Origin of the sequence: Candidatus Ornithobacterium hominis, assembly GCF_900538215.1 — a bacterium.
GTDB classification, from domain to species: domain Bacteria; phylum Bacteroidota; class Bacteroidia; order Flavobacteriales; family Weeksellaceae; genus Ornithobacterium; species Ornithobacterium hominis.
This window is the reverse complement of sequence record NZ_UNSD01000008.1, coordinates 292,725-315,865: the sequence shown is the minus strand read 5'-3', so window position 1 is coordinate 315,865 and position 23,141 is coordinate 292,725. Positions and strand designations below refer to the sequence as shown.

21 protein-coding genes are annotated in these 23,141 nt (G+C 34.8%); 9 read left to right on the top strand and 12 right to left on the bottom strand.

Features of this window, described 5'->3' with window-relative positions:
- Positions 1–26: 26 nt before the first annotated feature.
- The 8 genes from trpA to D5J18_RS08200 form a co-directional block, all read right to left on the bottom strand.
- Positions 27–776 (bottom strand): tryptophan synthase subunit alpha, encoded by a 750-nt coding sequence (trpA, locus tag D5J18_RS08235; RefSeq protein ID WP_119058519.1) that lies wholly within the window; start codon positions 774–776, stop codon positions 27–29.
- Positions 773–1,954 carry a tryptophan synthase subunit beta gene (trpB, locus tag D5J18_RS08230; RefSeq protein WP_119058518.1) on the bottom strand — a complete coding sequence of 394 codons (1,182 nt, stop codon included), beginning with the start codon at positions 1,952–1,954 and terminating at the stop codon, positions 773–775. The genes trpA and trpB overlap by 4 nt, the downstream gene beginning before the upstream one ends.
- A complete protein-coding gene (locus tag D5J18_RS08225; protein WP_119058517.1) occupies positions 1,951–2,562 on the bottom strand; it encodes a phosphoribosylanthranilate isomerase in 612 nt (203 codons plus the stop codon). The genes trpB and D5J18_RS08225 overlap by 4 nt, the downstream gene beginning before the upstream one ends.
- Complete coding sequence (gene trpC / locus D5J18_RS08220; RefSeq protein WP_375730853.1) at positions 2,552–3,337, bottom strand: indole-3-glycerol phosphate synthase TrpC; 786 nt, start codon at positions 3,335–3,337, stop codon at positions 2,552–2,554. The genes D5J18_RS08225 and trpC overlap by 11 nt, the downstream gene beginning before the upstream one ends.
- Positions 3,330–4,328 (bottom strand): anthranilate phosphoribosyltransferase, encoded by a 999-nt coding sequence (gene trpD, locus D5J18_RS08215; protein WP_119058516.1) that lies wholly within the window; start codon positions 4,326–4,328, stop codon positions 3,330–3,332. The genes trpC and trpD overlap by 8 nt, the downstream gene beginning before the upstream one ends.
- A gap of 23 nt (positions 4,329–4,351) precedes the next feature.
- On the bottom strand, positions 4,352–4,930 hold the full coding sequence (locus D5J18_RS08210) for an anthranilate synthase component II (protein ID WP_119058515.1): 579 nt from the start codon (positions 4,928–4,930) through the stop codon (positions 4,352–4,354).
- A gap of 3 nt (positions 4,931–4,933) precedes the next feature.
- Entirely contained in the window at positions 4,934–6,319 is a 1,386-nt protein-coding gene (locus D5J18_RS08205) for an anthranilate synthase component I family protein (protein WP_119058514.1), read from the bottom strand.
- 125 nt (positions 6,320–6,444) lie between these two features.
- Positions 6,445–6,648 carry a hypothetical protein gene (locus D5J18_RS08200; RefSeq protein WP_133298131.1) on the bottom strand — a complete coding sequence of 68 codons (204 nt, stop codon included), beginning with the start codon at positions 6,646–6,648 and terminating at the stop codon, positions 6,445–6,447.
- 207 nt (positions 6,649–6,855) lie between these two features.
- Here D5J18_RS08200 and pyrH point away from each other — a divergent pair, with 207 nt between their 5' ends.
- The 3 genes from pyrH to D5J18_RS08185 all read left to right on the top strand — a co-directional run bounded on the left by pyrH (position 6,856) and on the right by D5J18_RS08185 (position 8,906).
- Positions 6,856–7,560 (top strand): UMP kinase, encoded by a 705-nt coding sequence (gene pyrH / locus D5J18_RS08195; protein ID WP_119058512.1) that lies wholly within the window; start codon positions 6,856–6,858, stop codon positions 7,558–7,560.
- Between the two features lie 13 nt (positions 7,561–7,573).
- Entirely contained in the window at positions 7,574–8,122 is a 549-nt protein-coding gene (gene frr, locus D5J18_RS08190; protein WP_185124693.1) for a ribosome recycling factor, read from the top strand.
- A gap of 262 nt (positions 8,123–8,384) precedes the next feature.
- Positions 8,385–8,906: a C40 family peptidase gene (locus tag D5J18_RS08185; protein ID WP_119058510.1), complete on the top strand. Its 522-nt coding sequence runs from the start codon at positions 8,385–8,387 to the stop codon at positions 8,904–8,906.
- Positions 8,907–9,019: 113 nt separating this feature from the next.
- Here the strand turns inward: D5J18_RS08185 and D5J18_RS08180 are convergent, their stop codons facing one another.
- The 3 genes from D5J18_RS08180 to D5J18_RS08170 form a co-directional block, all read right to left on the bottom strand.
- A complete protein-coding gene (locus tag D5J18_RS08180) occupies positions 9,020–9,556 on the bottom strand; it encodes a hypothetical protein (RefSeq protein WP_119058509.1) in 537 nt (178 codons plus the stop codon).
- Positions 9,557–9,974: 418 nt separating this feature from the next.
- On the bottom strand, positions 9,975–10,526 hold the full coding sequence (locus D5J18_RS08175) for a DUF3575 domain-containing protein (RefSeq protein WP_119058508.1): 552 nt from the start codon (positions 10,524–10,526) through the stop codon (positions 9,975–9,977).
- A 44-nt stretch (positions 10,527–10,570) separates the two neighbouring features.
- Positions 10,571–12,238, bottom strand: coding sequence for a hypothetical protein (locus D5J18_RS08170; protein ID WP_119058507.1), 1,668 nt, complete (start codon positions 12,236–12,238; stop codon positions 10,571–10,573).
- Between the two features lie 461 nt (positions 12,239–12,699).
- Between D5J18_RS08170 and dnaE the strand changes: the two genes are divergently transcribed.
- The 6 genes from dnaE (at position 12,700) to D5J18_RS08140 (ending at position 20,908) form a co-directional block, all read left to right on the top strand.
- On the top strand, positions 12,700–17,022 hold the full coding sequence (dnaE, locus tag D5J18_RS08165; protein WP_119058506.1) for a DNA polymerase III subunit alpha: 4,323 nt from the start codon (positions 12,700–12,702) through the stop codon (positions 17,020–17,022).
- 165 nt (positions 17,023–17,187) lie between these two features.
- Positions 17,188–17,502: a thioredoxin gene (gene trxA, locus D5J18_RS08160; protein WP_119058505.1), complete on the top strand. Its 315-nt coding sequence runs from the start codon at positions 17,188–17,190 to the stop codon at positions 17,500–17,502.
- Positions 17,503–17,698: 196 nt separating this feature from the next.
- Positions 17,699–18,676, top strand: a complete 978-nt coding sequence (locus D5J18_RS08155; RefSeq protein ID WP_119058504.1) for an ABC transporter substrate-binding protein — start codon at positions 17,699–17,701, stop codon at positions 18,674–18,676.
- On the top strand, positions 18,676–19,674 hold the full coding sequence (locus D5J18_RS08150; protein ID WP_245952961.1) for a FecCD family ABC transporter permease: 999 nt from the start codon (positions 18,676–18,678) through the stop codon (positions 19,672–19,674). Before D5J18_RS08155 ends, D5J18_RS08150 begins: the two co-directional genes overlap by 1 nt.
- Positions 19,674–20,411 carry an ABC transporter ATP-binding protein gene (locus D5J18_RS08145; RefSeq protein WP_119058502.1) on the top strand — a complete coding sequence of 246 codons (738 nt, stop codon included), beginning with the start codon at positions 19,674–19,676 and terminating at the stop codon, positions 20,409–20,411. Before D5J18_RS08150 ends, D5J18_RS08145 begins: the two co-directional genes overlap by 1 nt.
- Positions 20,408–20,908, top strand: coding sequence for a GNAT family N-acetyltransferase (locus D5J18_RS08140; RefSeq protein ID WP_119058501.1), 501 nt, complete (start codon positions 20,408–20,410; stop codon positions 20,906–20,908). Before D5J18_RS08145 ends, D5J18_RS08140 begins: the two co-directional genes overlap by 4 nt.
- Here the strand turns inward: D5J18_RS08140 and D5J18_RS08135 are convergent.
- Positions 20,905–23,109 (bottom strand): TonB-dependent siderophore receptor, encoded by a 2,205-nt coding sequence (locus D5J18_RS08135; RefSeq protein ID WP_119058500.1) that lies wholly within the window; start codon positions 23,107–23,109, stop codon positions 20,905–20,907. The two genes, D5J18_RS08140 and D5J18_RS08135, sit on opposite strands and share 4 nt — an antisense overlap.
- Positions 23,110–23,141 lie beyond the last annotated feature (32 nt).

Here is a 23,141-nt window from a genome sequence, read left to right as displayed (position 1 = left end):
TTAATATAATTTAAGCCATGAATTTACTATTTTTTTTTAAACCCTTTTATTTCTTTTATAAATTTTTCAGCTGTTGTAAGATAATTTTTATCATCTTTTTGTAAAGCTTCTAAAAATGCCGTGCCGATGATAGCCCCGTTTGCAAATTGTGTCACGTAATCAAAATCACTTTTATCTCTGATACCGAAGCCAATATAAAGCTCATTCTTTAACTTCAATTTTTTTAAAGCCTTAAAATATTCTTCTCTTTTATTTTGATTTAATTTTTTACCTGTAATGGAATTATCTGAAACTGCGTATAAAAATCCATCGCTCAGCGATTGAAAATAATCGATTCTCTCTGGCGTTGTTTGTGGTGTAATGATAAATGTAAATTTCAAATCATTTTCTCTGAACAAATCAGCATATTCTTTCTCAAAATATTCTGCTGGTAAATCTGGGATAATGAGCCCTTCTACGCCACAAGATTTAGCTTCTTTCACAAATTTTTCTACGCCATATTGCATCACAGGATTGAGGTACCCCATCAAACTCACTGGAATAGACACTTCATTTTTTAAATTTTTTAAAGCCTTTAATAATTTTTCAATACTCATTCCGTTTGCCAAAGCCACTTTATTTGCTTCTTGAATAATGGGACCATCTACAATAGGGTCACTATATGGCATGCCGATTTCCACGCGATCAACTCCTGCTGTTTGCAACGTTTTCAGAAGTTCTAAAATATCCAGCCCAGGAATGCACCCTGCTGTGAAAAAAACGTTTAATTTACTCATTTTTCAAAATTTTTAATGTAAGTAGCTAAATCTTTATCTCCTCGCCCACTCAAGCAAACAATGATTTCATCTTCTTTTTTCAATGCCAATTGATTCAATGCAGCTAAGGCATGTGCAGATTCCAAGGCAGGTAAAATTCCCTCTACTTTAGTCAATTCATAAGCGGCAGCCAAGGCTTCATCATCAGTGCACCCCAAGACTTTCAGGCGGCCTTTTGTGGCTAAATAAGAATGTAAAGGCCCGATGCCCGGGTAGTCCAAACCTGCGGAAATACTATGCGGTTCTATTACTTGCCCATCTTCGGTCTGAATCAGTAAACTTTTACTACCATGCAGCACGCCAATTTTCCCCAGCTGAATTGTTGCAGCACTTTTCCCTGAATTAATTCCCAAGCCAGCTGCTTCTACTCCAATTAATTCCACCGATTTTTCATCAATGAAGTGATAAAACATCCCCGCAGCATTGCTCCCCCCACCCAAACAAGCGATAACGTGCGTTGGCAAGTCTCGCCCACTTATGCTACGATACTGATTTTTAGCCTCTTTGCTTATAATTTGTTGCAATCTCGTTACTAAATCTGGGTAAGGATGAGGGCCAACAGCACTTCCCAAAACATAAAAAGTATCTTCGGCATTTTGCACCCAATCTTGCAAGGCCTCGTTCACAGCATCTTTCAGCGTTTTACTGCCAGATTGAGCTGGTCTCACCGTGGCACCAAGCATTTTCATCCGCTGCACATTTGGGTTTTGACGCTCAATATCCACTTCGCCCATATACACGGTGCACGGCAATTGAAGCAAAGCGCAAGCCGTTGCCGTAGCAACTCCGTGCTGACCAGCTCCAGTCTCTGCAATGATTCTTGTTTTGCCAAGATGTTTTGCCATTAAAACCTGACCAATCGCATTATTGATTTTATGAGCGCCTGTGTGATTTAAATCCTCCCTTTTCAGGTAAATTTTAGCACCTTTTTTTTCGCTTAAATTTTGAGCAAAATACAGTGGTGACGGGCGCCCAACGTAATTTATTAACAAATCTTCATACTGGCAAATAAACTTCTCGTCAGCTAAAATAGATTGGTAATTTCTTTGTAATTCTTGAATATTGGGATAAAGCATCTCAGGAATAAAAGCTCCTCCAAATTCCCCGTAGTAGCCTAATTCATCAGGATTTTTCATCATTTATTTTTTAATTTTTTCAATAAGTTTAAATTTTTACATCCAGGTGATATTTCAAATTGACTATTCACGTCAAGTGCATAAGGTATTTTTTTTAAGCCTTTAAAATTTTCTATGTTTTCTAGACTCAAGCCTCCGCTCAAAAAATAAGGTTTAGAAAAATTTAAGGCATCAATCATGGCCCAGTCAAAGGTTTTTCCGCTACCGCCATAATCTTGCGAAGGCGTCTCAAATAGCAAAAAACTTGCTGCCTTCTCATACTCATCAATTTTTGCTTGAATTTCTTCTTTTTCTCCTCTCATATGAATTACCTTGATGATGGGTAAAATTGAATTTAACTGCTCAACTTCTTCTAAACTTTCATTCCCGTGCAGTTGAACCAAATCTAGCTGAGCTGCCTCACAGATTTTGGTGATTTCTTCTGGATTTTCATTCACGAAAACCCCTACTTTTTTGATTTCATTAAATTTTTTCAAATCTTTCAATTCTAAAAAATTCAATACATACCGAGGCGATTTTTTATAAAAAATAAATCCTGCGAAATCAAAATTCATTTTCTGCAAAGCTCTAATTTGTGTTTCTAGACCAAGTCCGCAAACTTTAATCCTCATCTATTTGATTTATAAATTCCTGAAATGTATTTGCTAGATTTTCACTTTTCATGAAGAATTCACCCATCAAAAAACCTTGAAAATTATTTTTTTTAAGCCTTAAAAAATTTTCTGCAGAAGAAATTCCACTCTCAGCCACGCAAATTGCATCAGCAGGCAGTTCGCTTCTCATTTTGATAGCATGCTCAAAATCAACTTCAAAGCTTTTTAAATTCCGATTGTTGATGCCGACCAAATCTATTTCTTTAGGTCGTTTTAAAAAATCTTCCCCTGCATGAAATTCCAGCAAAACTTCTAATCCAACATCGTGAGCTATTGCTGTAAATTCTTTGATTTCGTAATTGTCTAATATCGCTGCAATGAGCAAAATAGCATCAGCTCCATAGGATTTGGCTTCATAAATTTGGTATGGGTCTATGATGAAATCTTTGCGAAGCAAGGGGATGCTATATTTCTTGGCTTGTCGTAAATCTTGTAGAGTCCCACCAAAAAATGTCTCATCTGTCAAGATTGAAATGCCCGCAACATTAAAGTTTTTATAAATCGGTAAAATCTCATCTATTTCAGCTTTGATATTGATGTTTTGTTTGGATGGTGATTTACGTTTAAATTCAGCAATAATCCCATTGGGGGATTTTTTTACTGCATATTTTAGGCTTAATTTCTGACGATGAAAATATTTACTATCCATCAGTTCTTCTACACTTTTTTGGGATTTCTTAGCAGAGACCTCCAATTTTTTATGTTCTACAATTTGAGTTAAAATATCAATCATGATTTGCGGCAATTAATTTCTTTAAACAATCGTGCGCCTTACCATTCAAGAGGCTTTCTTCTGCTGCTTTTTTGGCTGAGGAAAAATCTTCAAATTTCCCTGTATTTTGCAATGCTAAAGCTGCATTGGTGATGACAACAGCGTTCTGAGCGGGCGAACCTTGCCCTGAAATTATCTTCAAAAATAATTCTGCGGCAGCCTCTTTGCTATCGCCACCATAGATTTCTTCAGGCTGAATGATAGACGCTTGCAATTGATTTGGATTATATAAATCAATACCTTTTTCGGTTATTATCATGCTTTCACTCGTCAATGAAATCTCATCGTAACCATCTAGCGAATGTACAATCATGAATTTATTTTCTTTCTGCTGCATTAAGTAGTTATAAATCCGCCCCATTTCAGTATTGTAAACGCCAATCAGTGAGAATTTAGGACGCGCTGGGTTCACCAATGGGCCAAGCATATTAAAAAAAGTTCTAAAGCCCAATTGCTTTCTCAGCGGGGCGACAAGCTTCAATGATGGATGGAATTTGGGTGCATGTAGAAAGCAAATATTGGCTTCACTCAGTTGGTTTTTTAGGTGCTCTTGATTATCTGTAAATTTATAGCCTAGAAACTCCATCACGTTAGATGAACCGCTAATAGACGAAGAACCGTAATTTCCGTGCTTAGCCACTTTTTGCCCAGCTCCCGCCACGACAAAACAAGATAAGGTGCTGATATTGAATGTGTTTTTGCCATCGCCACCCGTACCAACAATATCCACCAAATCTTGCGTCTCTAAATCGACTTCCACCGTCATTTCTAGCAAAGCATCAGCTAAACCTTTCAGCTCATCAATGGTAATGCTTCTCATCATCAAAATGGTGACAAAACTCGTTATTTCATAATCGTTAAAAATACCTTTGGGGATTTGCAACATGATAGATTTAGCCTCCTGATAACTGAGCGTATTGTATTTAAATAAATATTCTAAAATGTCTTTCATAATTTTTTAAGCCTTAAACATTTTTAATTGATTGACAACCAATTTCTTATCATTTGCTTCCCTTGCGGTGTCATGATGCTTTCTGGGTGAAACTGCACAGCATAGATTTTTTTCGCTGAATTTTCGATAGACATAATGATACCATTCTCATCCTCGCCCGTGATGTCTAATTCTGAAGGGAAATGCTTTTTACTGGCTACCCAGCTGTGGTAGCGCCCAATCAATATTGGATTTTCTAAGCCTTGGAAAATTTTTGAATCTTTTTTGATTTCTAATTTAGACTGAACTCCATGATGAACTTTCTCTAAATTAAACAACTCACCACCAAAGGCCTCCACAATGGCTTGCAATCCCAAGCAAACACCAAAAATTGGTTTTTCCCCTGCATATTTTTTTATAGTTTCTATCAAAATCCCTGATTCTGACGGGATTCCTGGGCCAGGTGAAAGTACAATTTTATCATAAACTGAAACTTCTTCTACTGAAATTTCATCATTTTTCTTCACTACAATCTTCTGATCCTCCTCCACTAATTCTTCTAAAATTTGAACTAAATTATACGTAAACGAATCGTAATTATCTAATAATAAAATCTTCTTCATGATCTAAAATTTTTCTGCTTTGCGAAGAGCTGTTTTCAATGCGCCCAGTTTATGCTCCACTTCTTTTAATTCACTCTCAGGCAAAGACTTAGCCACAACGCCTGCCCCAGCACGGTAATTTAACTGATTGTTTTGGCTTAAAAATGAACGAATGATGATTGCGTGATTGATTTCACCCCGAAAACCAATAAATCCAATGCATCCGCCGTAGTAACCTCGTGCTGAATTTTCATTTTCATCAATAATTTGCAAAGCACGATGTTTAGGTGCTCCACTCAATGTGCCTTGCGGAAATGTTGCGGCGATCAATTTAAATGGATTTTCTTCTACAAATTCGCCTCTCACCTCACTAACCATATGAATCACGTGGCTAAACATTTGGATTTCTTTCAACTTAGAAACCTTCACATTTTTGCACACTTTACTTAAATCATTTCTTGCCAAATCCACTAACATCGTATGTTCTGCATTTTCCTTTTGGTCGGTTAAAAGTTCTTTTGCACGCTCAAAATCTTTAGAATCATCGCCCGTCCGTCTAAAGGTTCCAGCAATGGGGTGAAGCTTGGCTTGATTATCTTTCAAAATAATTTGACTCTCGGGGCTAGAACCAAAAATTTTATAATCAGTGTAATCAAAATAAAATAAATACGGTGAGGGGTTTACAGTTCTCAAAGCTCTATAAACTTGAAATTCATCTCCTTGAAATCTTTGTGAAAATGCCCGGCTCAAAACAACTTGAAAAACATCTCCACGTAAACAATGCTGAATGCCTTTTTTTACATTTTGAAGGAATTTTTCATTTGAAATATCTGTATTTTCCTCCCCTTCTAATCGGAACGGATAAACTGGAACGTCTTTATTCTGAATAGCAGAAATTATATTCATTTTTTCTGAACTCAAGTTAGGATGCTGATTTTCAAGCAAAATCAATTCATCGTGAAAATGGTCTATCACCAAAACGTACTGATAAAATCTGTAGCGTAAAATCGGGGTATTTGGTTGATGAGAAAATTCTAAGCCTTCGAAAATTTGTGCTGCATCGTAGCCCGTATAGCCGTACATCCCCTGAGCTAAGCTCAATGCTGAACATTCATTTTTAAACTGAATTTCTTGCTGAAAAAGTTCAAACAATTCTACTGGATTTGAATTTTCAATATTTTTGATTGGCTGAAGGGGAAGTTTGATTTCCACCTCCTTGTTTGCTGAAATTTCCATTCCCGCGATAGGATTTATGGCAATGATTGATTTGCTATTTTCCGCATCGGTTTTATCGGTACTTTCCAGCAATATGGTTTCTCGGTACAAATCTCTTAAACGCAGGTATATACTCACTGGTGTAAATAAATCTGCAGGAATTTTGTACTTTTTTGTACTAAATTTTTCTCCCATTTTTAATTTTTAAATCATAAAAAAAAGCTCCAATAATTCTAAAATTATCGGAGCTTTTGTGTTATTTAATTCATAAGGTCATTACAGCGCCGATAAATCAGAACTGAACCACCACCAATTTGTATTTAAATTTTTTCCCATTCAGAATTCAAATATAAATCTTGTTTTGAATTTGACAAAATAATAGATGATTGAATTTCATTTTTTTCATCAGTCTTCATTTTCCCTATTTCTTTCCCCATCATTTCAGTAGGATTTTGCTGAAATTCTTCATCACTAATCCCACTAGCGATAAAACTAATGGTAAATAAATGAAATATACATTCCATATCTTGAAATTTAGTCTTTAAAGATAAAAAACTTTTTCTAAATGTTAAAAAATTGTTAATCTGTTTTTTCATCTCAAGAGGCTTTTTAAAATTTTTCGAAATATTTTTTAAGCCTTTAGAAATTTTAAAAAAATAAAATTTAAATACGTTTTAAGAATCATTTTTTAAAACTTTTAATTTACACTATCTTTGTTACAAAATAAAAAAATGAAATATCAGCGCGTTTTACTTAAATTAAGTGGTGAGGCATTGATGGGCGAAAAACAATATGGCATTGACCCCAAACAAATCATATCTTATTCTCAACAAATTAAGGAAATTGTGGATAAAGGCTGTGAGGTTGCTATTGTGATTGGCGGTGGAAACATCTTCCGTGGCATTAGTGGTGCTGCCAATGGCATTGACCGTGTGCAGGGTGACTACATGGGGATGCTAGCTACTGTTATAAATGGTATGGCTCTGCAGCAAGGCTTGGAAGATGAAGGTTTAGACGTTCGTTTGCAAACGGCAATTGAAATCAAGCAAATTGCTGAAACTTATATTCGCCGTCGTGCGATCCGACATCTGGAGAAGAAAAGAGTTGTTATCTTCAGTGGAGGTTTAGGGAATCCCTATTTCACTACAGATTCTGCAGCGGTTTTGCGTGCTATTGAAATCGAAGCGGATGTGATCTTGAAGGGAACTCGTGTAGATGGAATTTATTCAGCTGATCCTGAGAAAGATAAAAATGCTGAAAAATTTACGAATATCAGCTTCAAAGATGTTTACTCTAAAGGATTGAAAGTCATGGATATGACTGCTTTTACATTGAGTGAAGAGAATCAATTGCCCATTATTGTCTTTGATATGAATACGCCAGGAAATTTAAGAGAAATTATAGAAGGAAAAGATATAGGAACTTTAGTTAGCTAATAATTAAATTATTATGGACACAACAAATATTATAAAAAACACGGAAACGGGAATGCAAGATTCCATAAAGCATTTAGAAAAAGCTTTTACACAAATTCGCGCAGGGCGCGCCAACCCAAATATGCTAGGGAATGTGATGGTTGATTATTATGGTTCACCAACGCCCCTTTCTCAAGTTGCCAATGTGAGTGCTCCTGATGCGATGACATTAAACGTTCAGCCATGGGAAGCAACGATGATTCAGCCGATTGAAAAGGCCATCATGGAGGCTAATTTAGGTTTCAATCCTTCTAATAATGGCAACGCAGTCATTATCAGCGTGCCACCACTGACCGAGGAACGAAGAAAAGATTTGGTGAAACAAACTAAAACTGAACTAGAAAATGCGAAAGTCAGCATCAGAAATTGGAGAAAAGAAGCTAATAACAGCATCAAGAAATCTGATGATTCTGAAGATTTACAAAAAAGTTTAGAAGCTGACGTTCAGGAATTGACCGATAAATACATCAAAATTGCTGAAGAGCTCTTTACTAAAAAAGAAGCTGAAATTATGAAAGTTTAATTTTTTTTTAAAAGCTTAATAATTTCCTAAATCGAAATCGATGCTTTGATATTTTTTATAAATCTCAAAGCATCTTTTTTTTATAATTTTTTATCTTGCCCAGCCTTAAAATATTTCTTAAAATTATATTTAATGATGAAGGTAATATGAATATAATTTTGAAGTTGATAGAAAATGTAACTCATCAAAAAATTATACCCAATTATACCCCTCCCCAACAAAAATTGATTATCTTCGTGAGCGATTTTTGGATGGTGATTTTATGAATTTAAAAAAAGCAGGTATCTTCTTAGTCTTCGTTTTTAGCTTCCATTTAGTAGAATCTTGCGGCGTGGTGAAAACTGGCCGAAGAGGGAAGAAAACCACTACCCACATCAAAACAAATGTAAATAATTCCGTCAATAGTCGCTCAAAAGCGGTCTTGGAAAAAGCCAACAGCTTCTTGGGGACACCCTATCGCTACGGCGGCACAACCAGCAGCGGTATGGATTGCTCTGGGCTGCTATGGAATTCATACAAAGAAATTAATATCGAATTACCGAGAGTTTCTCGAGAACAAGCAAAATATGGAATAAAGATTCGCCTACAAAATGTTCAGCCTGGAGATGCCTTATTTTTTAATACCAGTGGCGGGGACATCAGCCATGCTGGGATTGTAGACCGCATCAAAAACGGCGAAATCTTCTTTGTGCACGCCTCCTCCTCTCGCGGCGTCATCGTTTCAAGTTTAGAAACCGAATACTGGAAAAAACGATTTGTGAAAGCCGTTCGATTTATTCATTAAATTTTTTTTGAAGGCTTTAAAAAATCTTTTCAAAAAAAACTAAGGCTTATAAAAAATGTGACGAAACTTATGATTTCGCCACATTTTGATGATCTTAGAATTTCGACAAATTTTTATTTAAATAAAACATAAGAGAATCCAATACTGAATTCTGGGTATACGACTGATTTTTTGATGTCAAAGTCTCTTACCAAACCCAAACCTGCATGGAAGTTGAACAGGAAATTACTGTCTAAATTTCGCTGCAATCCCCACACTCCAGCTAAGCTCAATGTGTTGCCATAAGACGTATTAAAAGTATCGAAATTGTATCTCGTTTTCAGCCCAAGATAAGACGCACTGTTCAACTTTGTGTCTCGCCCTAATTTTGCACGTTTAGCAAAACTGTACAAATAGCGAAATTCATTAGCAATGAAGATTGACAGGAAGCCAGGTATGATATTCCCATCTGAAGTAATCTGATGTGCTGGGGCAATCCCAACTCTTGGCTCCATAACCCAAGATTCTGAAATAGGGAACTGATAATCAATAGATAAAGAGTTAAAATTTACTGAAACCTTACCCAAAGATTGTAAAGACTGCTCTTGCCCGAAGCTGAAAGCTACCGAAAAAAGAATGACACTTGCACTAACTAATTTTTTTAAATTCATATGTTTTTGTTTTTATGTTATTTGTTCAATTTAAATTAACTCCATTTTCATTTCTGAATTTTAATTTCACATTATATTAATTAAATCTCCAGCAAAAGTAGTTATTGTTATATTAATCTAAACACATCGTTACATTAATTTTTTTTAAATTATTAATATTTTAATGAACTTGAGGACAAGCTGAAGTATTTTATATAAAGTATAAAAAAATACATAATAAAATGAGAAAACATTAAATTTTTAACATAATAATGTTTGTTTATCCTAGGGGGGTATTTTTGTGTTGTGGGTAAATTCTATAATCATTTTCTTCAAACCACTCAAAGTTTTCTTTTCAAAAAAAACTAAGGCTTATAAAAAATGTGACGAAACTTATGATTTCGCCACATTTTGATGATCTTAGAATCTCAACAAATTTTTATTTAAATAAAACATAAGAGAATCCAATACCGAATTCTGGGTATACGGCTGATTTTTTGAAGTCAAAGTCTCTTACCCAACCCAAACCTGCATGGAAGTTGAGCAGGAAATTACTGTCTAAATTTCGCTGCAATCCCCACACTCCAGCTAAGTTCAATGTGTTGCCATAAGACGTATTACGCTCATTATTAAAAGCACCGAAATTGTATCTCGTTTTCAGCCCAAGATAAGACGCACTGTTCAACTTTGTGTCTCGCCCTAATTTTGCACGTTTAGCAAAACTGTACAAATAGCGAAATTCATTAGCAATGAAGATTGAATTGTACTTGTAGCTAAGTTCCATTTTCCCATCTGAAATCTGATGTGCTGGGGCAATCCCAACTTTTGGCTCCATAACCCAAGATTCTGAAATAGGGAACTGATAATCAATAGATAAAGAGGTTAAATTCACTGAAACCTTACCCAAAGATTGTAAAGACTGCTCTTGCCCGAAGCTGAAAGCTACTGAAAAAAGAACAACACTTGCACTAACTAATTTTTTTAAATTCATATGTTTTTGTTTTTATGTTATTTAATTTTTATTATTTATACTATTTAATTTTTGATGACATTAAATGATGAGCCGCCCCAATTTCCTTTGTATAAGGCTCCAGATTTTACACTAACATCCCAACCCTTTACCGCATTCCATCCAAAATTAACGTGAATTTTAAATTTATTATCATTTGAATTAACTCCATCTCCACTAAAATTAATATGAAATTCATTTATTTTAAACTCTTTAGGGAATTTAAATTTCTTTCTAGCAACAGCTGAATTATTAACTTTCACCAAATCTTTGCCATAATCAATATATTCGAGTGTTGAAGTTATCTCATTATATTTGTTTATATTATCTTTTTTTACCACTACAGCTATTTCTTCTATTTTAGGTCCATATTTTGATTTCAAAAAGCCATATATTCTTCTATAAATATCATCATCAGTTATGGTAATGTCTTTACCTAGAACATTAATAACAACTACTTTATTCACATTTTCGTTAAATAAGCTACTATTTACAAAATTAGAATTATTATTCAATTGTATATTTTCTGGTACAATTACTTCGTTATTATTATATTTAACTTCATCTAAAGCAAGACTGTAAGCTATCTCTTTTCCATTTTTATCAAACTCATTTGTTACATGAAATAATTTATCTGTAAATTTTAAAAAATCACCATAGAGTTTAACTAAATCTTTTTGTTTAGCACCAATATCTATGTTTATTTTTCTCCGCTTAAATTTTAGTTTAGCTTTATCTACTTTCAAAAATACCATTGAAGCTTCCTTGCTAGAATACCAGCCAAACCAAGTTTTATGTTTAAATTTAGCCTGAGCATAGACATCAAAAAATAGATAATAATCTTCAACTGCAAATATAGTTCTTAATTTCCGTTTTTTTGTAAATTTATACTCACATGAATATTCTTTGCCAAAAATATTATCTATAAAACTTCTAGAAGGATTACACTCATTATACTTAATATTTTCTGGGATATTTGCATTATTAAATTTTAAATCTGTATTTTTTATAATATCACTTTGGACTTCTTCCAACATATTATTAGACACTAGATTATATTGATCAATTACATCTTTACGTGGAACATACACATTCACATCGCCATAGTTCTTTAAGCCTTCACCTTCATTATTCAATGATTCAATATCCAGTTTTTTCAGTTTTTCGACATTTTTTAAGTGAGTAAAAACAACTCCTTTCTCAGTATATTTAAATATCGTATCATTAACAATAATTTCTTTCTCTGCATTTAATAAACTTGCAAAATTTTCATTACGAATTAAATCATCTTCCTCCCCTTCAAACTCTTCATTAATATCATTTCCTATGCGAGAAGTATTTTTTGATAGATTATTTTTTGTTTGTCTCAAATTTTCTAATAGATTCTCTTTTCCTATTATAGAAACAGCTTTATCTAATTCTTCTTCTTCTAAACCGCCTATAATCCTATTAGGAACGAAACCTTCTTCATAAAATTTAAAAATTTCATCTTTAGATACCATGTCTTCTTTAACATAGTCTTGTAATACCTCCCTGTTTTTGAAAGATAAAGCATTACGCTCTTTGTTTAAAAGAACTTTTAGGTTTTGTTCTTTTTCTACTACAGAAGTGGATAAGTCATCTTGTTGACATCCTACAATTCCTAACAAAACACCTATGATAAGGGTTTTCTGAATTTTAATTGTATTTTGCATTAATTTAAATTTTGACAAAAGTAGTTATTGTTATGTTAATCTAAACACATCGTTACATTAATTTTTTTTTAAATTATTAATATTTTAATGAACTTGAGGATAAATTGAAGTATTTTATATAAAGTATAAAAAAATACATAATAAAATGGGAAAACATTAAATTTTTAACATAATAATGTTTGTTTATTATAGGGGGTGTTTTTGTGTTGTGGGTAAATTCTATAATCATTTTCTTCAAACCACTCAAAGTTTTCTTTTCGAAAAAAACTAAACATCTATCAATAATGGCTACTTCTAAGGATTAAAATCCCGAGAAAACATATTAGTTTCACTTTTTTTACAATCAAACCTATGCATAGGTTTGAAAAAAAATCATGATTTATGATTGATTTTTTCTAAGGCTTAAAAAATTTTGAACTAAGCAAATTTTTCTTTTATAGATTTTTGTTTAATTTCACTTCATGTACTACCTCATTTACGATACAGAAACCACAGGAATTCCTGCAAATTTTGACGCACCACTCTCTGATAGTGATAATTGGCCGCGTTTAGTTCAGCTGGCTTGGCAGCTCCACAACGAGAAAGGTGAATTGATTGAAAATCATAATTTGATTGTAAAACCTGATGGTTTTGACATTCCCTTCAATGCGATTCAAATTCACGGGATTACTAATGAAATTGCTCACGAGAAGGGGCTGGCTCTTAGTGTCGTTCTACAGAAATTTTTCGGCAGCTTTGATTTAGAAAATACGCTTATCATTGGGCACAACATTCAATTTGATATTTCTATCGTAGGAGCAGAAATGCACCGTGAAGGCATGGATTTTGAGAAGTTGACGGCTGCTCCCACGCTAGACACGGCGAGAGCCTCTACTGAGTATTGTGCCCTGCCTGGCGGGCGGGGCGGGAAGTTTAAATACCCCAAATTGGGAGAACTTCACCAGCGGTTATTTGGCGATTTCTTTGATGAGGCACATAATGCCGCTGCGGATGTCAATGCCACAGCTCGTAGTTTTTTTGAATTAGTAAGGCTCGGCGTCATTTCTCCTGCACAAGCACGTTTTTCGGCAGAAAATTTTAAAGCCTTTAAAAATTTATTTCCTTCCGTTATAGCCCCCTATCCTATCGATGTCGGGCAACAAATTGCAGAAAAGGAAGCAGCCCTAGCCTGGGCTGAAAGCCAAAAAATAAAAGATAAAAATGAAGTTGAAATTGTGAAAAATTCACCATATTTTCACTTTCATAATCATAGTTCATTCTCTATTCTTTCGGCAACTACGACTGTTGAGAACCTCATCAAAAAAGCTGTAGAATTAGAAATGCCTGCTGTGGGAATTACCGATATGGGAAATCTTATGGGAGCTTTCCATTTTGTGCAGGCAATAAGGGATAAAAAGGATGTAATAACGCCAATTATTGGCTGTGAAGTTTACGTAAGTGAACGCTATCGACAGCATAAATTCACCAAAGATAACCCCGACCGCAGGCATACGCAGGTTTTATTGGCAAAGAACAAGGCGGGTTATCATAATTTGAGTAAAATTTCATCTATCGGCTACATTGAAGGTTACTATGCAGGGTTTCCCCGAGTAAGCAAGGAAGTTATCTTAAAGTATAAAGAAAATTTAATTGCTACGACAGGTTCTATTTCGTCGGAAATTCCTGACATTATTCTGAACGTGGGTGAAAAAAATGCTGAGGAAGCTTTCCTTTGGTGGAAAGAGCATTTTGGCGAAGATTTTTATGTGGAATTAATTCGCCATGGTTTGCCAGAGGAGAATCATGTGAATGAAATTCTCATCAAGTTTGCTAGAAAATACAACGTCAAGATTTTGGCGCAAAATAATACTTACTACATCAACCAATCAGATGCTAAAGCGCATGATATTTTACTGTGCGTGCGTGATGGGGAGAAAGTTGATACGCCCATCGGGCGTGGGCGCGGCTACCGTTTTGGTTTCCCTAATGATGAGTTTTACTTCAAAACAGCTTCGCAGATGGAACATCTCTTTGAAGATATTCCTGAAGCCATTCAGAATTTAAAGGATTTTGTGAAAAAATTTGAATTTTATGATTTAAAACAAGACGTTTTACTTCCTAAATTTAAAATCCCAAAGGAGTTTGAAGTAGAAGAAGATTTGCAAGATGATGGCGTGAGGGGCGAGAATGCTTACCTAAAGCACTTGACTTATGAAGGGGCAAAAAAACGCTATGGAATCATTACTGAAGAAATCCAAAATCGATTGGACTTTGAATTAGAAACGATTGCAAACACGGGCTATCCTGGCTATTTTTTAATTGTTCAGGATTTCACTTCACAAGCTAGGAAAATGGGGGTTTCTGTAGGCCCAGGGCGTGGTTCTGCGGCTGGTTCTGCGGTGGCGTATTGCATCGGGATTACTAATATAGACCCCATCAAATATGATTTGCTTTTTGAGCGATTCTTAAACCCCGAGCGTGTTTCTTTGCCCGATATTGATATTGATTTTGATGACCGCGGGCGAGATGAGATCATCCGCTGGGTGATTAATAAATATGGTAAAGACCAAGTTGCACAAATCATTACTTACGGCACTATGGCAGGGAAATCCGCCATACGAGACACCGCAAGAGTTTTAGACTTACCGCTGGCGGATAGCAATAAAATTGCGAAAAAAGTACATACAAAATTGAATAAGCTGTTTAAAATGGATGATAAATCTCTCAGTGAAAAATTCAATGGAGATGAACTGAAGGATTTACAAGATATTTTAGAAATTTCTAAAAGAGGCGACCTAGAAGCAACAACCATACAGCAAGCAAAAGTAATAGAAGGTAGCATAAGAAATACAGGTGTGCACGCCTGCGGGGTTATTATCACCCCCAAGGATATTAAGGAACTGATACCTGTAGCTATAGCTAAAGATAGCGATATGGCGGTAACGCAGTTTGATAATTCTGTGGTAGAAAACGCTGGATTACTAAAAATGGATTTTTTAGGGCTTAAGACTTTGAGTATAATCAAAGATGCTGTGCATTTAGTGAAAAAAACAAAAGAAATAGAACTCATCCCAGATGATTTCCCCTTGGAAGACCCCTTGACTTATCAAGAAATATTTCAGAAAGGGAAAACCGTTGGTATATTCCAATACGAATCCCCTGGAATGCAAAAACATCTTAAAGATTTAAAGCCAGATAAATTTGATGATTTGATTGCGATGAATGCACTTTATCGCCCCGGCCCCCTCGCCTACATTCCCAATTTCATCGACCGAAAACACGGGATAGAAGAAATCAGCTATGATTTGCCCGAGATGGAAGAGTATTTAGCTGAAACTTATGGCATTACCGTTTATCAAGAGCAAGTGATGTTACTTTCTCAGAAGTTAGCAAATTTCACCAGAGGAGAAGCCGATGTGCTGAGAAAAGCAATGGGAAAAAAACAAATGGATACTTTGGCTAAAATGGAAGGTAAATTCATTCAAAACGCCATAGGCAACGGGCACCCAGAAAATGTTTTAAAAAAAATATGGGAAGACTGGAAAGCTTTCGCTCAATATGCATTCAACAAATCTCACTCCACCTGTTATGCCTACGTCGCTTTTCAAACCGCTTATTTAAAAGCACATCATCCAGCCGAGTTTATGGCCGCTGTGCTAAGTAATAATATGAAAGACATCAAGGAAATAACCAACTTCATGCAAGAATGCAAGCGAATGGACGTCCCCGTACTGAGCCCTGATGTGAATGAGAGTTCCTATGATTTTACCGTAAATAAAAATGGAGCCGTTCGGTTTGGTCTAGGAGCCATAAAAGGCGTTGGCAGCGCCGCAGTAGAGAGCATCATACAAGAGAGAAACGAGAATGGGAAATTTGCTGATGTTTTTGATTTCATTGAGCGGATAGACCAGCGGGTGTGCAATAAAAAAACTTTAGAAAATTTAATTTACGCTGGTGCATTTGATGAGTTAGACCAATACCACCGTGCACAGTATTTCTTTGAAGATCATGAAGGTGTAACCAATCTAGAAAAAATCATCAAATACGGTAATGCTGCCAGCGATGAGGGCAACGAGAATCAAATTTCATTATTTGACGTTGCAGATATGGAAGTCGAAATGCAGAAACCAATGATTTTAGATTGCCCAGCTTGGCCCATTATGTACCAGCTCAATAAAGAAAAAGAAGTGGTGGGAATTTACATCTCTTCTCACCCATTAGACCGCTTTCAAGTAGAGCTAAATCATTACAAAAATATTGATCTGATTACGCTAAAAGAAAGACAAAAAGAAATGATTGATAAAACATTCACCGTAGGTGGGCTGATAACAGAAGTGCAACACTTGGTTTCCGCTAAAAATGGAAAGGAATTCGGGAAATTTATACTGGAAGATTACACCGATAGCTTTGAGTTTATGCTGTTTGGTGAAGAATATCTGCGCTTGAGGCACTTCTTAGAACCCAATCGGTTTGTTCTATTACAACTTCACGTGAACGAAAATAAATTTAGCAAACGTATTTACACCAACATCAAAAACATTAATTTGCTAGATGATTTGATAGAAAAAAGAGCCAAGTCCATTGAATTTCACTTTGAAATTAATGAAATTAATGAAGAGTTAATCAAAAATTTACTAAAAATCATTCAGAATAACGGAGGAGATAAAAATTTATTCCTAAACCTAAGAGACGAAAAAACGCAAAACGTTTTTGCCTCACAAAGCAGAAAATTTAGCATTAGCATTACCAAAGATTTAATCGATGAGCTAAAGAGATATGAAATTGATAATTATAAATTAAATTGATAGTCTCATTATTTTTTTAAAGGCTTAAAAAATAATTTTGGCTCAAAACTTGAGACTCCTTATAGTAAATTTTATAAGGCTTAATAAATTTTTTAATTTAGCTTTTATAATAATAAATAATTAAAATAATATAGAATATTAATTTTTTGAAAAAAATTTAAACTTATGGCATTAGAAATTAAAGATTCAAACATTGAAGAAACATTACAATCAGATCAGCCTGTAATGCTTGACTTTTGGGCAGCTTGGTGCGGACCTTGCCGTATGGTAGGACCTATCGTAGACGAAATCAGCCAAGAATATGACGGAAAAGCCGTAGTAGGAAAAGTGGATGTAGATAATAACCCAGATACGGCTGCTAAATATGGCATCCGAAATATCCCAACCATTCTTTTCTTCAAAAATGGTGAAGTTGTAGACAAAGTGGTAGGCGTGGTACCGAAAGAGCAATTGACTGAAAAGTTAGAGAAATTGATGTAAGATAAAATTTAGTTTAACTGAAAATAAGCGCTATAAGCTTGGCTTGTGGTGCTTATTTTCTTTTAATGATCTATTAAATTTTATTTCTTGGTGACGATCAATTGCTTTAAACTTACGCCACCAATAGTTTTGCTGTGAAATTAATGGGTAGTATCACATAAATACTCTATTTTTGCTAAATATTAATAATTAAAAAGTGCATTTTTCAAAGCAATTCATTCTTCATTTAGGCTTATTTTTTTTATTCATTTCTTGTAATTCAAAAACACAACGGCAAGAGAATTTTGGAGGAATTTCTGCCACAGACAGTAGAAATAAGGTCATTCATCTAGAGCAAGAAGCTCAGCGTGTGGTAGCTCTTTTTGAACCTGCGGTAGATCATATCTATATGCTCCAAGCAGGTAATGTTTTGGTAGGTATTCCCGAGCAAGTTTACTTAAATACCTCTGGGTATGAGTTTCTTTCAGGCTTAGATGATAAAATTAAAAACAAAGAAATCGCTACACCATCTTTCAGTGGAAGAGCCATCAGCGCTGAATCTGTATTGCAGCTGAATCCTGATTTAGTGATTTTATATGAAGCTGATTCTGAGACCATTAATCAGCTAGAAGGTTTGGGATTGAATGTATATACTGTTTCCAGCAAAAACAAAGAAGCTATTTACCTTGAACTGAAAGGTTTAGCTACACTTATAGGTAAAAGTAAACGTGCAGAAGAACTAATACAATACACTGAAAATGAATTAAATAAAATTAACAAAGCTCCTAAATCAGATAAAAAAGTATATTACGCTTGGTCTAAAGGTAGAATTTTTTCAACTTCCGGAAAAGGATCTTTAATTGATGCTGCCATTGAAGCTGCTGGAGCCCAAAATGCCTGTCCGCTAGAAATGGAAGCTACCAACATCAGTGCTGAAACTATTTATGAGTGGAATCCAGATTTAATCATTTTATGGAACTCCAAGCCCGAAGATGTTTATTCACTAAAAGAGCTTCAAGCCTTGCCTGCCGTGAAGCAAAAACAGGTATATGACTTTTCTCCTGTTTTTTATTATGACCCACACACTATCAAATTTATGCTTTTTGCCAAACAACTCAGAGAATGGTGTGAACCCCAAAATACAACCGCCGAAAATGATGTAAAAAAAGATTTAAAAACGCTATACGGCTTATAATGATGTCATTAGGTTTAAAGAAAATATTATTACTACTATCTCCTTTTATTCTGATTGTATTTTCATTGCAGTTAGGAAACACAGGCTTTTTAAATTTCACAGAATTTTGGCAACATCTCTCTCACGTCATTACAGGAAACAATTTACCACAAAACTCTATGCAAACCATTCTGTGGCAAGTGAGATTACCTAGACTTTTGCTCACCTTTATGGTCGGAGCATCATTGGCAGTTTCTGGAGGTGTATTACAAGCTATTTTCCGAAATCCTATTGTTGACCCTTTTTCGTTGGGAATTTCATCTGGAGCAGCTTTTGGAGCAGCTCTTTCCATGATTTTAGGCTTATTTTCTGTCAACTTTTTTGCTTTCATATTTGGTGTAATTGCGGTTGCTATCACCTATGCTGTTTCCGCTTTTGGAGCTAAAACCTCTGTTGTTACTATTGTTTTAACAGGTATGATTATTTCTGGCGTATTTTCTGCCATGCTCACGCTTTTACAATACATTAGCGACCCGTATAAACTGCAAGCCATTATACAATGGACTATGGGTAACTTGCATACAGCATCTTGGGAAAAAGTACAGACTTCTATTACACCTATTTTGGCAGGATTGCTGGGTATTTATATCTTCCGTTGGAAGATGAATTTATTGGCTTTGGGAGATGAAGAAGCTTTGGCGGTTGGTGTAAAACCAAACAATACCAAAATCATTTTGATTGGGCTATCTACACTCATCACAGCAGCTTCTGTAGCAGCTGTTGGAATGATAAGCCTTTTTGGCTTGATTGTTCCACATATCACTCGCATGATATTTGGACCCAATAATACTATTGGAGTTTTTGCCAATATTAGTTTAGGAGGTTCTTTGCTATTGATGATTGATAATTTTTCAAGAATTGTGATGCCTTTTGAAATTCCTATCGGTGTATTTACCATGATTTTAGGCGCTCCTTTGTTCATTTATTTAATGAGAAAAAATGCAATTAACTGGAATTAATGAGCTTGATTGATATTAAAAATGTGAGCTATTCCATTGGGAAAAAATTGATCTTGCATCTTGTGAATGCTTCTTTTCAAAAAAATAAATTCACTGTGATATTAGGGCGAAATGGAAGCGGGAAATCTTCATTATTCAGAATCTTATCTGGCATAGAAAAAAAGTTTGAAGGCAATATTGATTTCAACTCAAAAAAACCTCTTAAAATTGGTTTTTTGACTCAGTTTCATCAAATGGTATTTCCTTTTACGGTGTTTGATGTCGTACTAACTGGTAGAAGTTCTTTTTTTAAAATTTCACCAAAAAAAGAAGACAAAGATGCTGTAACAAAAATATTAGAATCCTTCCAATTAAATCATTTGAGTAATACGCCTTACACTTCTCTCTCTGGTGGTGAAAGGCAATTAGTATTATTATGCAGAGTATTGATTCAAAACCCTGATATACTGTTACTTGATGAGCCTACCAATCATCTTGATTTGCACTACCAAATTAAAGTTTTGCAACTGATGAGGGATTGGGTGAAGCAAAAAAATTGTACCATTGTATGCATTATGCACGATCCTAATTTGGCTTTGCAATTTGCTGACCACATATATGTGATGCAAAATAAACGATTGAATTATTTAGCACACACAGATGCTGAATATACTGCCAATATGCTATCTCAAGCATATGAGGTTTCGCTATCTTATGTAGAGCACTATAGTAAAACTTTTCTTATCCCCGAAATATGAAACAATTAGAAATTTCTGTCGTAACTGATATTAATGCTATTGCTCATACTGTAGAATATGTGAAATCTGTACGCAAAACACTCTTCCCGATGCTAAATCATGAGCATATCCCTGCTGATTTACAAGATTTTGAATCAACGTATATTAAAAATCCAAAAGGCATTTTTCTTCAAGCAAAATTAGGCAATCAACTAATTGGAACCGTTGGCATGATGGAGTTTAACTACCGATTTCCCCTTTTGGATATTCCTGATAATGCTGTAGAGGTGACAAGATTATTTGTGGAACCTGAATTTAGAAAAATGGGAATTGCTACTAATTTGATAAATAGGCTGAAGCTATATGCTATAAAAAAAGGTATAGATTACCTATACCTTCATACGCATCATTTTTTGCCTGGCGCTACTGATTTTTGGTCGAAGCAAAATTTCACTTTTATAGAGGTTACAATAGAAAATAATGTAGAAACTCTCCATTTTGGTTACGAAATGCACTAAAAACTGTAGCCTAAGCTTATCATATAATTCCTTGGAGCGCCCACAAATCCACGTGTGTAATCAAATCCTCCCAGATAGTAATATTTATCAAAAATATTGTTGATATTGGCTGATAATCTCACCCCTTTTAGATGATAATATACACTCGCGTTGGCTAAAGCATAAGATGGCCAATTATCAAAAACTGGTTTACCAGTCTTATCATTTCTCATAGAATTATCCATCCTTCTTTCGCTCACATAATACACGCCTGCACCGAATCCCAGCCCCTTCAACATCGGTTGAGAAAATACATATTTAGTCCACAATCCAGCCATGTGCTTAGGAGCGTTACCCAACGACTCATTTTGTTGCAATTCATCAGGCGAAGATTTAATCTCTGTATGATTGAAAGTATAATTACCAGAGATTTGAAATTCTCTTGTGATTTGTCCTCTCATATCAATTTCCACTCCTTGTGAAATTACTTTATTACTTTGTTTTAATTCTTCTCTACCAGCATTTGTATATTTGCCCGTAGATATTCTCATATTCTCTCTATTTATATGAAATAGAGCTATTTCTGATTGAAGTTGATTTTTGAATAAACCAATTTTAACCCCCGTTTCTATTTGGTAGCTATTCTCTGTCTTATAAGCTTCTTTTGCTCCAAATTCCTGATATTTATATATCAAATCTGCACCTGCGGGTACAAATCCTTTTGAATAATTAGCAAAGTAATTAATTTCATTATTAATTTTATAAGATAGACCTAATCTTGGCAACCATTTATTTTCTCTTGTTCTATACGTTTTTTTAAGGTCAGAACTATAAGAATGATAGGTTTCATTCCTCAAGCCTAGAATTAAATTCAGCCTATCTCCCACGCTGATGTGATCTTGTACATAAATCCCAATTGTGCTATATGGGTTAAGGAATGGAAATGTAGCTTTATCTCTCCACACGTAAGATGATTTAGATAAAATCTCTCTCTCTGCTGCTGCAAGATTGACTATAAGTTCTACTTTATTTCCATCTTTATTTATTCTATGTCTTGCTTCTCTCAAAACATTATTTTTATCTCCTTCGTAAGAAGACCAATCTGTCCCCACAATGATTTTATGATCTACAGATTTATTTTGATTAAATTTTAATCTAAAATAAGAAACAACATTATGGGTATAATCTTTTGCTTCTTTTGACTGAAATCTAACTCTCAGCAATTCATTTTTAGGGGCATCGGCATAGCTATTTCTTGTTCTTAATTCATCTAATTTCTCTTCATATTTCGTCCACATATAGTTGGCAAAAAAATCTAAATTTGGCAAAATATTTTGTGATAACTTCACATTAGAAGTCATAAAATTAGCTTTATAGAAATCTGTAGGCAAATTGATGTTAAAGTTTCTTGGTTGTGCATAGAAATTATTATTTCTTATAGCCAGACCTCTGTCTAGATACCCATCTGAATTATCATAAATAAAATCAAAATCCAACCGTGTTCCTTTGAATGGCTTGTAAGTGAATGATGGGGCTACCATTAGTGTTTTTCTATCATTATTATCTCTAAATGTTTTGGTGGTTTCGTACCCAGCATTTAGCCTAAAAAGAACTTTATCTTGATGGTCCAACGCTCCACCTACATCCAATGTTGTTCTAAAAGTATTGAAGCTTCCATAAGACAATTGCACATAATTCTTTTGTCTTGCCATCGGTTTTTTAGTAACTAGATTGATGGTTCCACTTGGTGCAATATCTCCAAATAATGATGCGCCAGAGCCTTTTATCACCTCTACTCTCTCCAAATTCACAGTTAATGGAGCTCTCCAGAAACTAGTCCCATAGCCATAGCCAGATCGCATTCCATTCACCAGCCTGATGCCACTTTCGTAGCCACTTCTGAATCCTCTAATCGTCACATCATCATACGGCGAAGTGGTATTAACTCCTGCTAAATCATGAATTAAATCTGTGATTTGAAAAGCCTGTTTATCCTCTATAAATTCTCTTGTAACAAATGATATAGATTCTGGTAAATCTTTTATCGGGCCAGAAAACTTTCCGCCTAATTCCTTGGTGTGGTTCAAATATGAATTATTCCGTCTTCCTGTTGCAGTAATTTCGTTTAATTCATAAGCATCTATCGACAGGCTATCTTGCTGTGCGAATGCTATTGTAGATGAGCCTACTAATAAAATAGTAGTGAGTAATTTTGTTCTCATGTGCTAAAAAAATTATTTTATTATCAAAAATT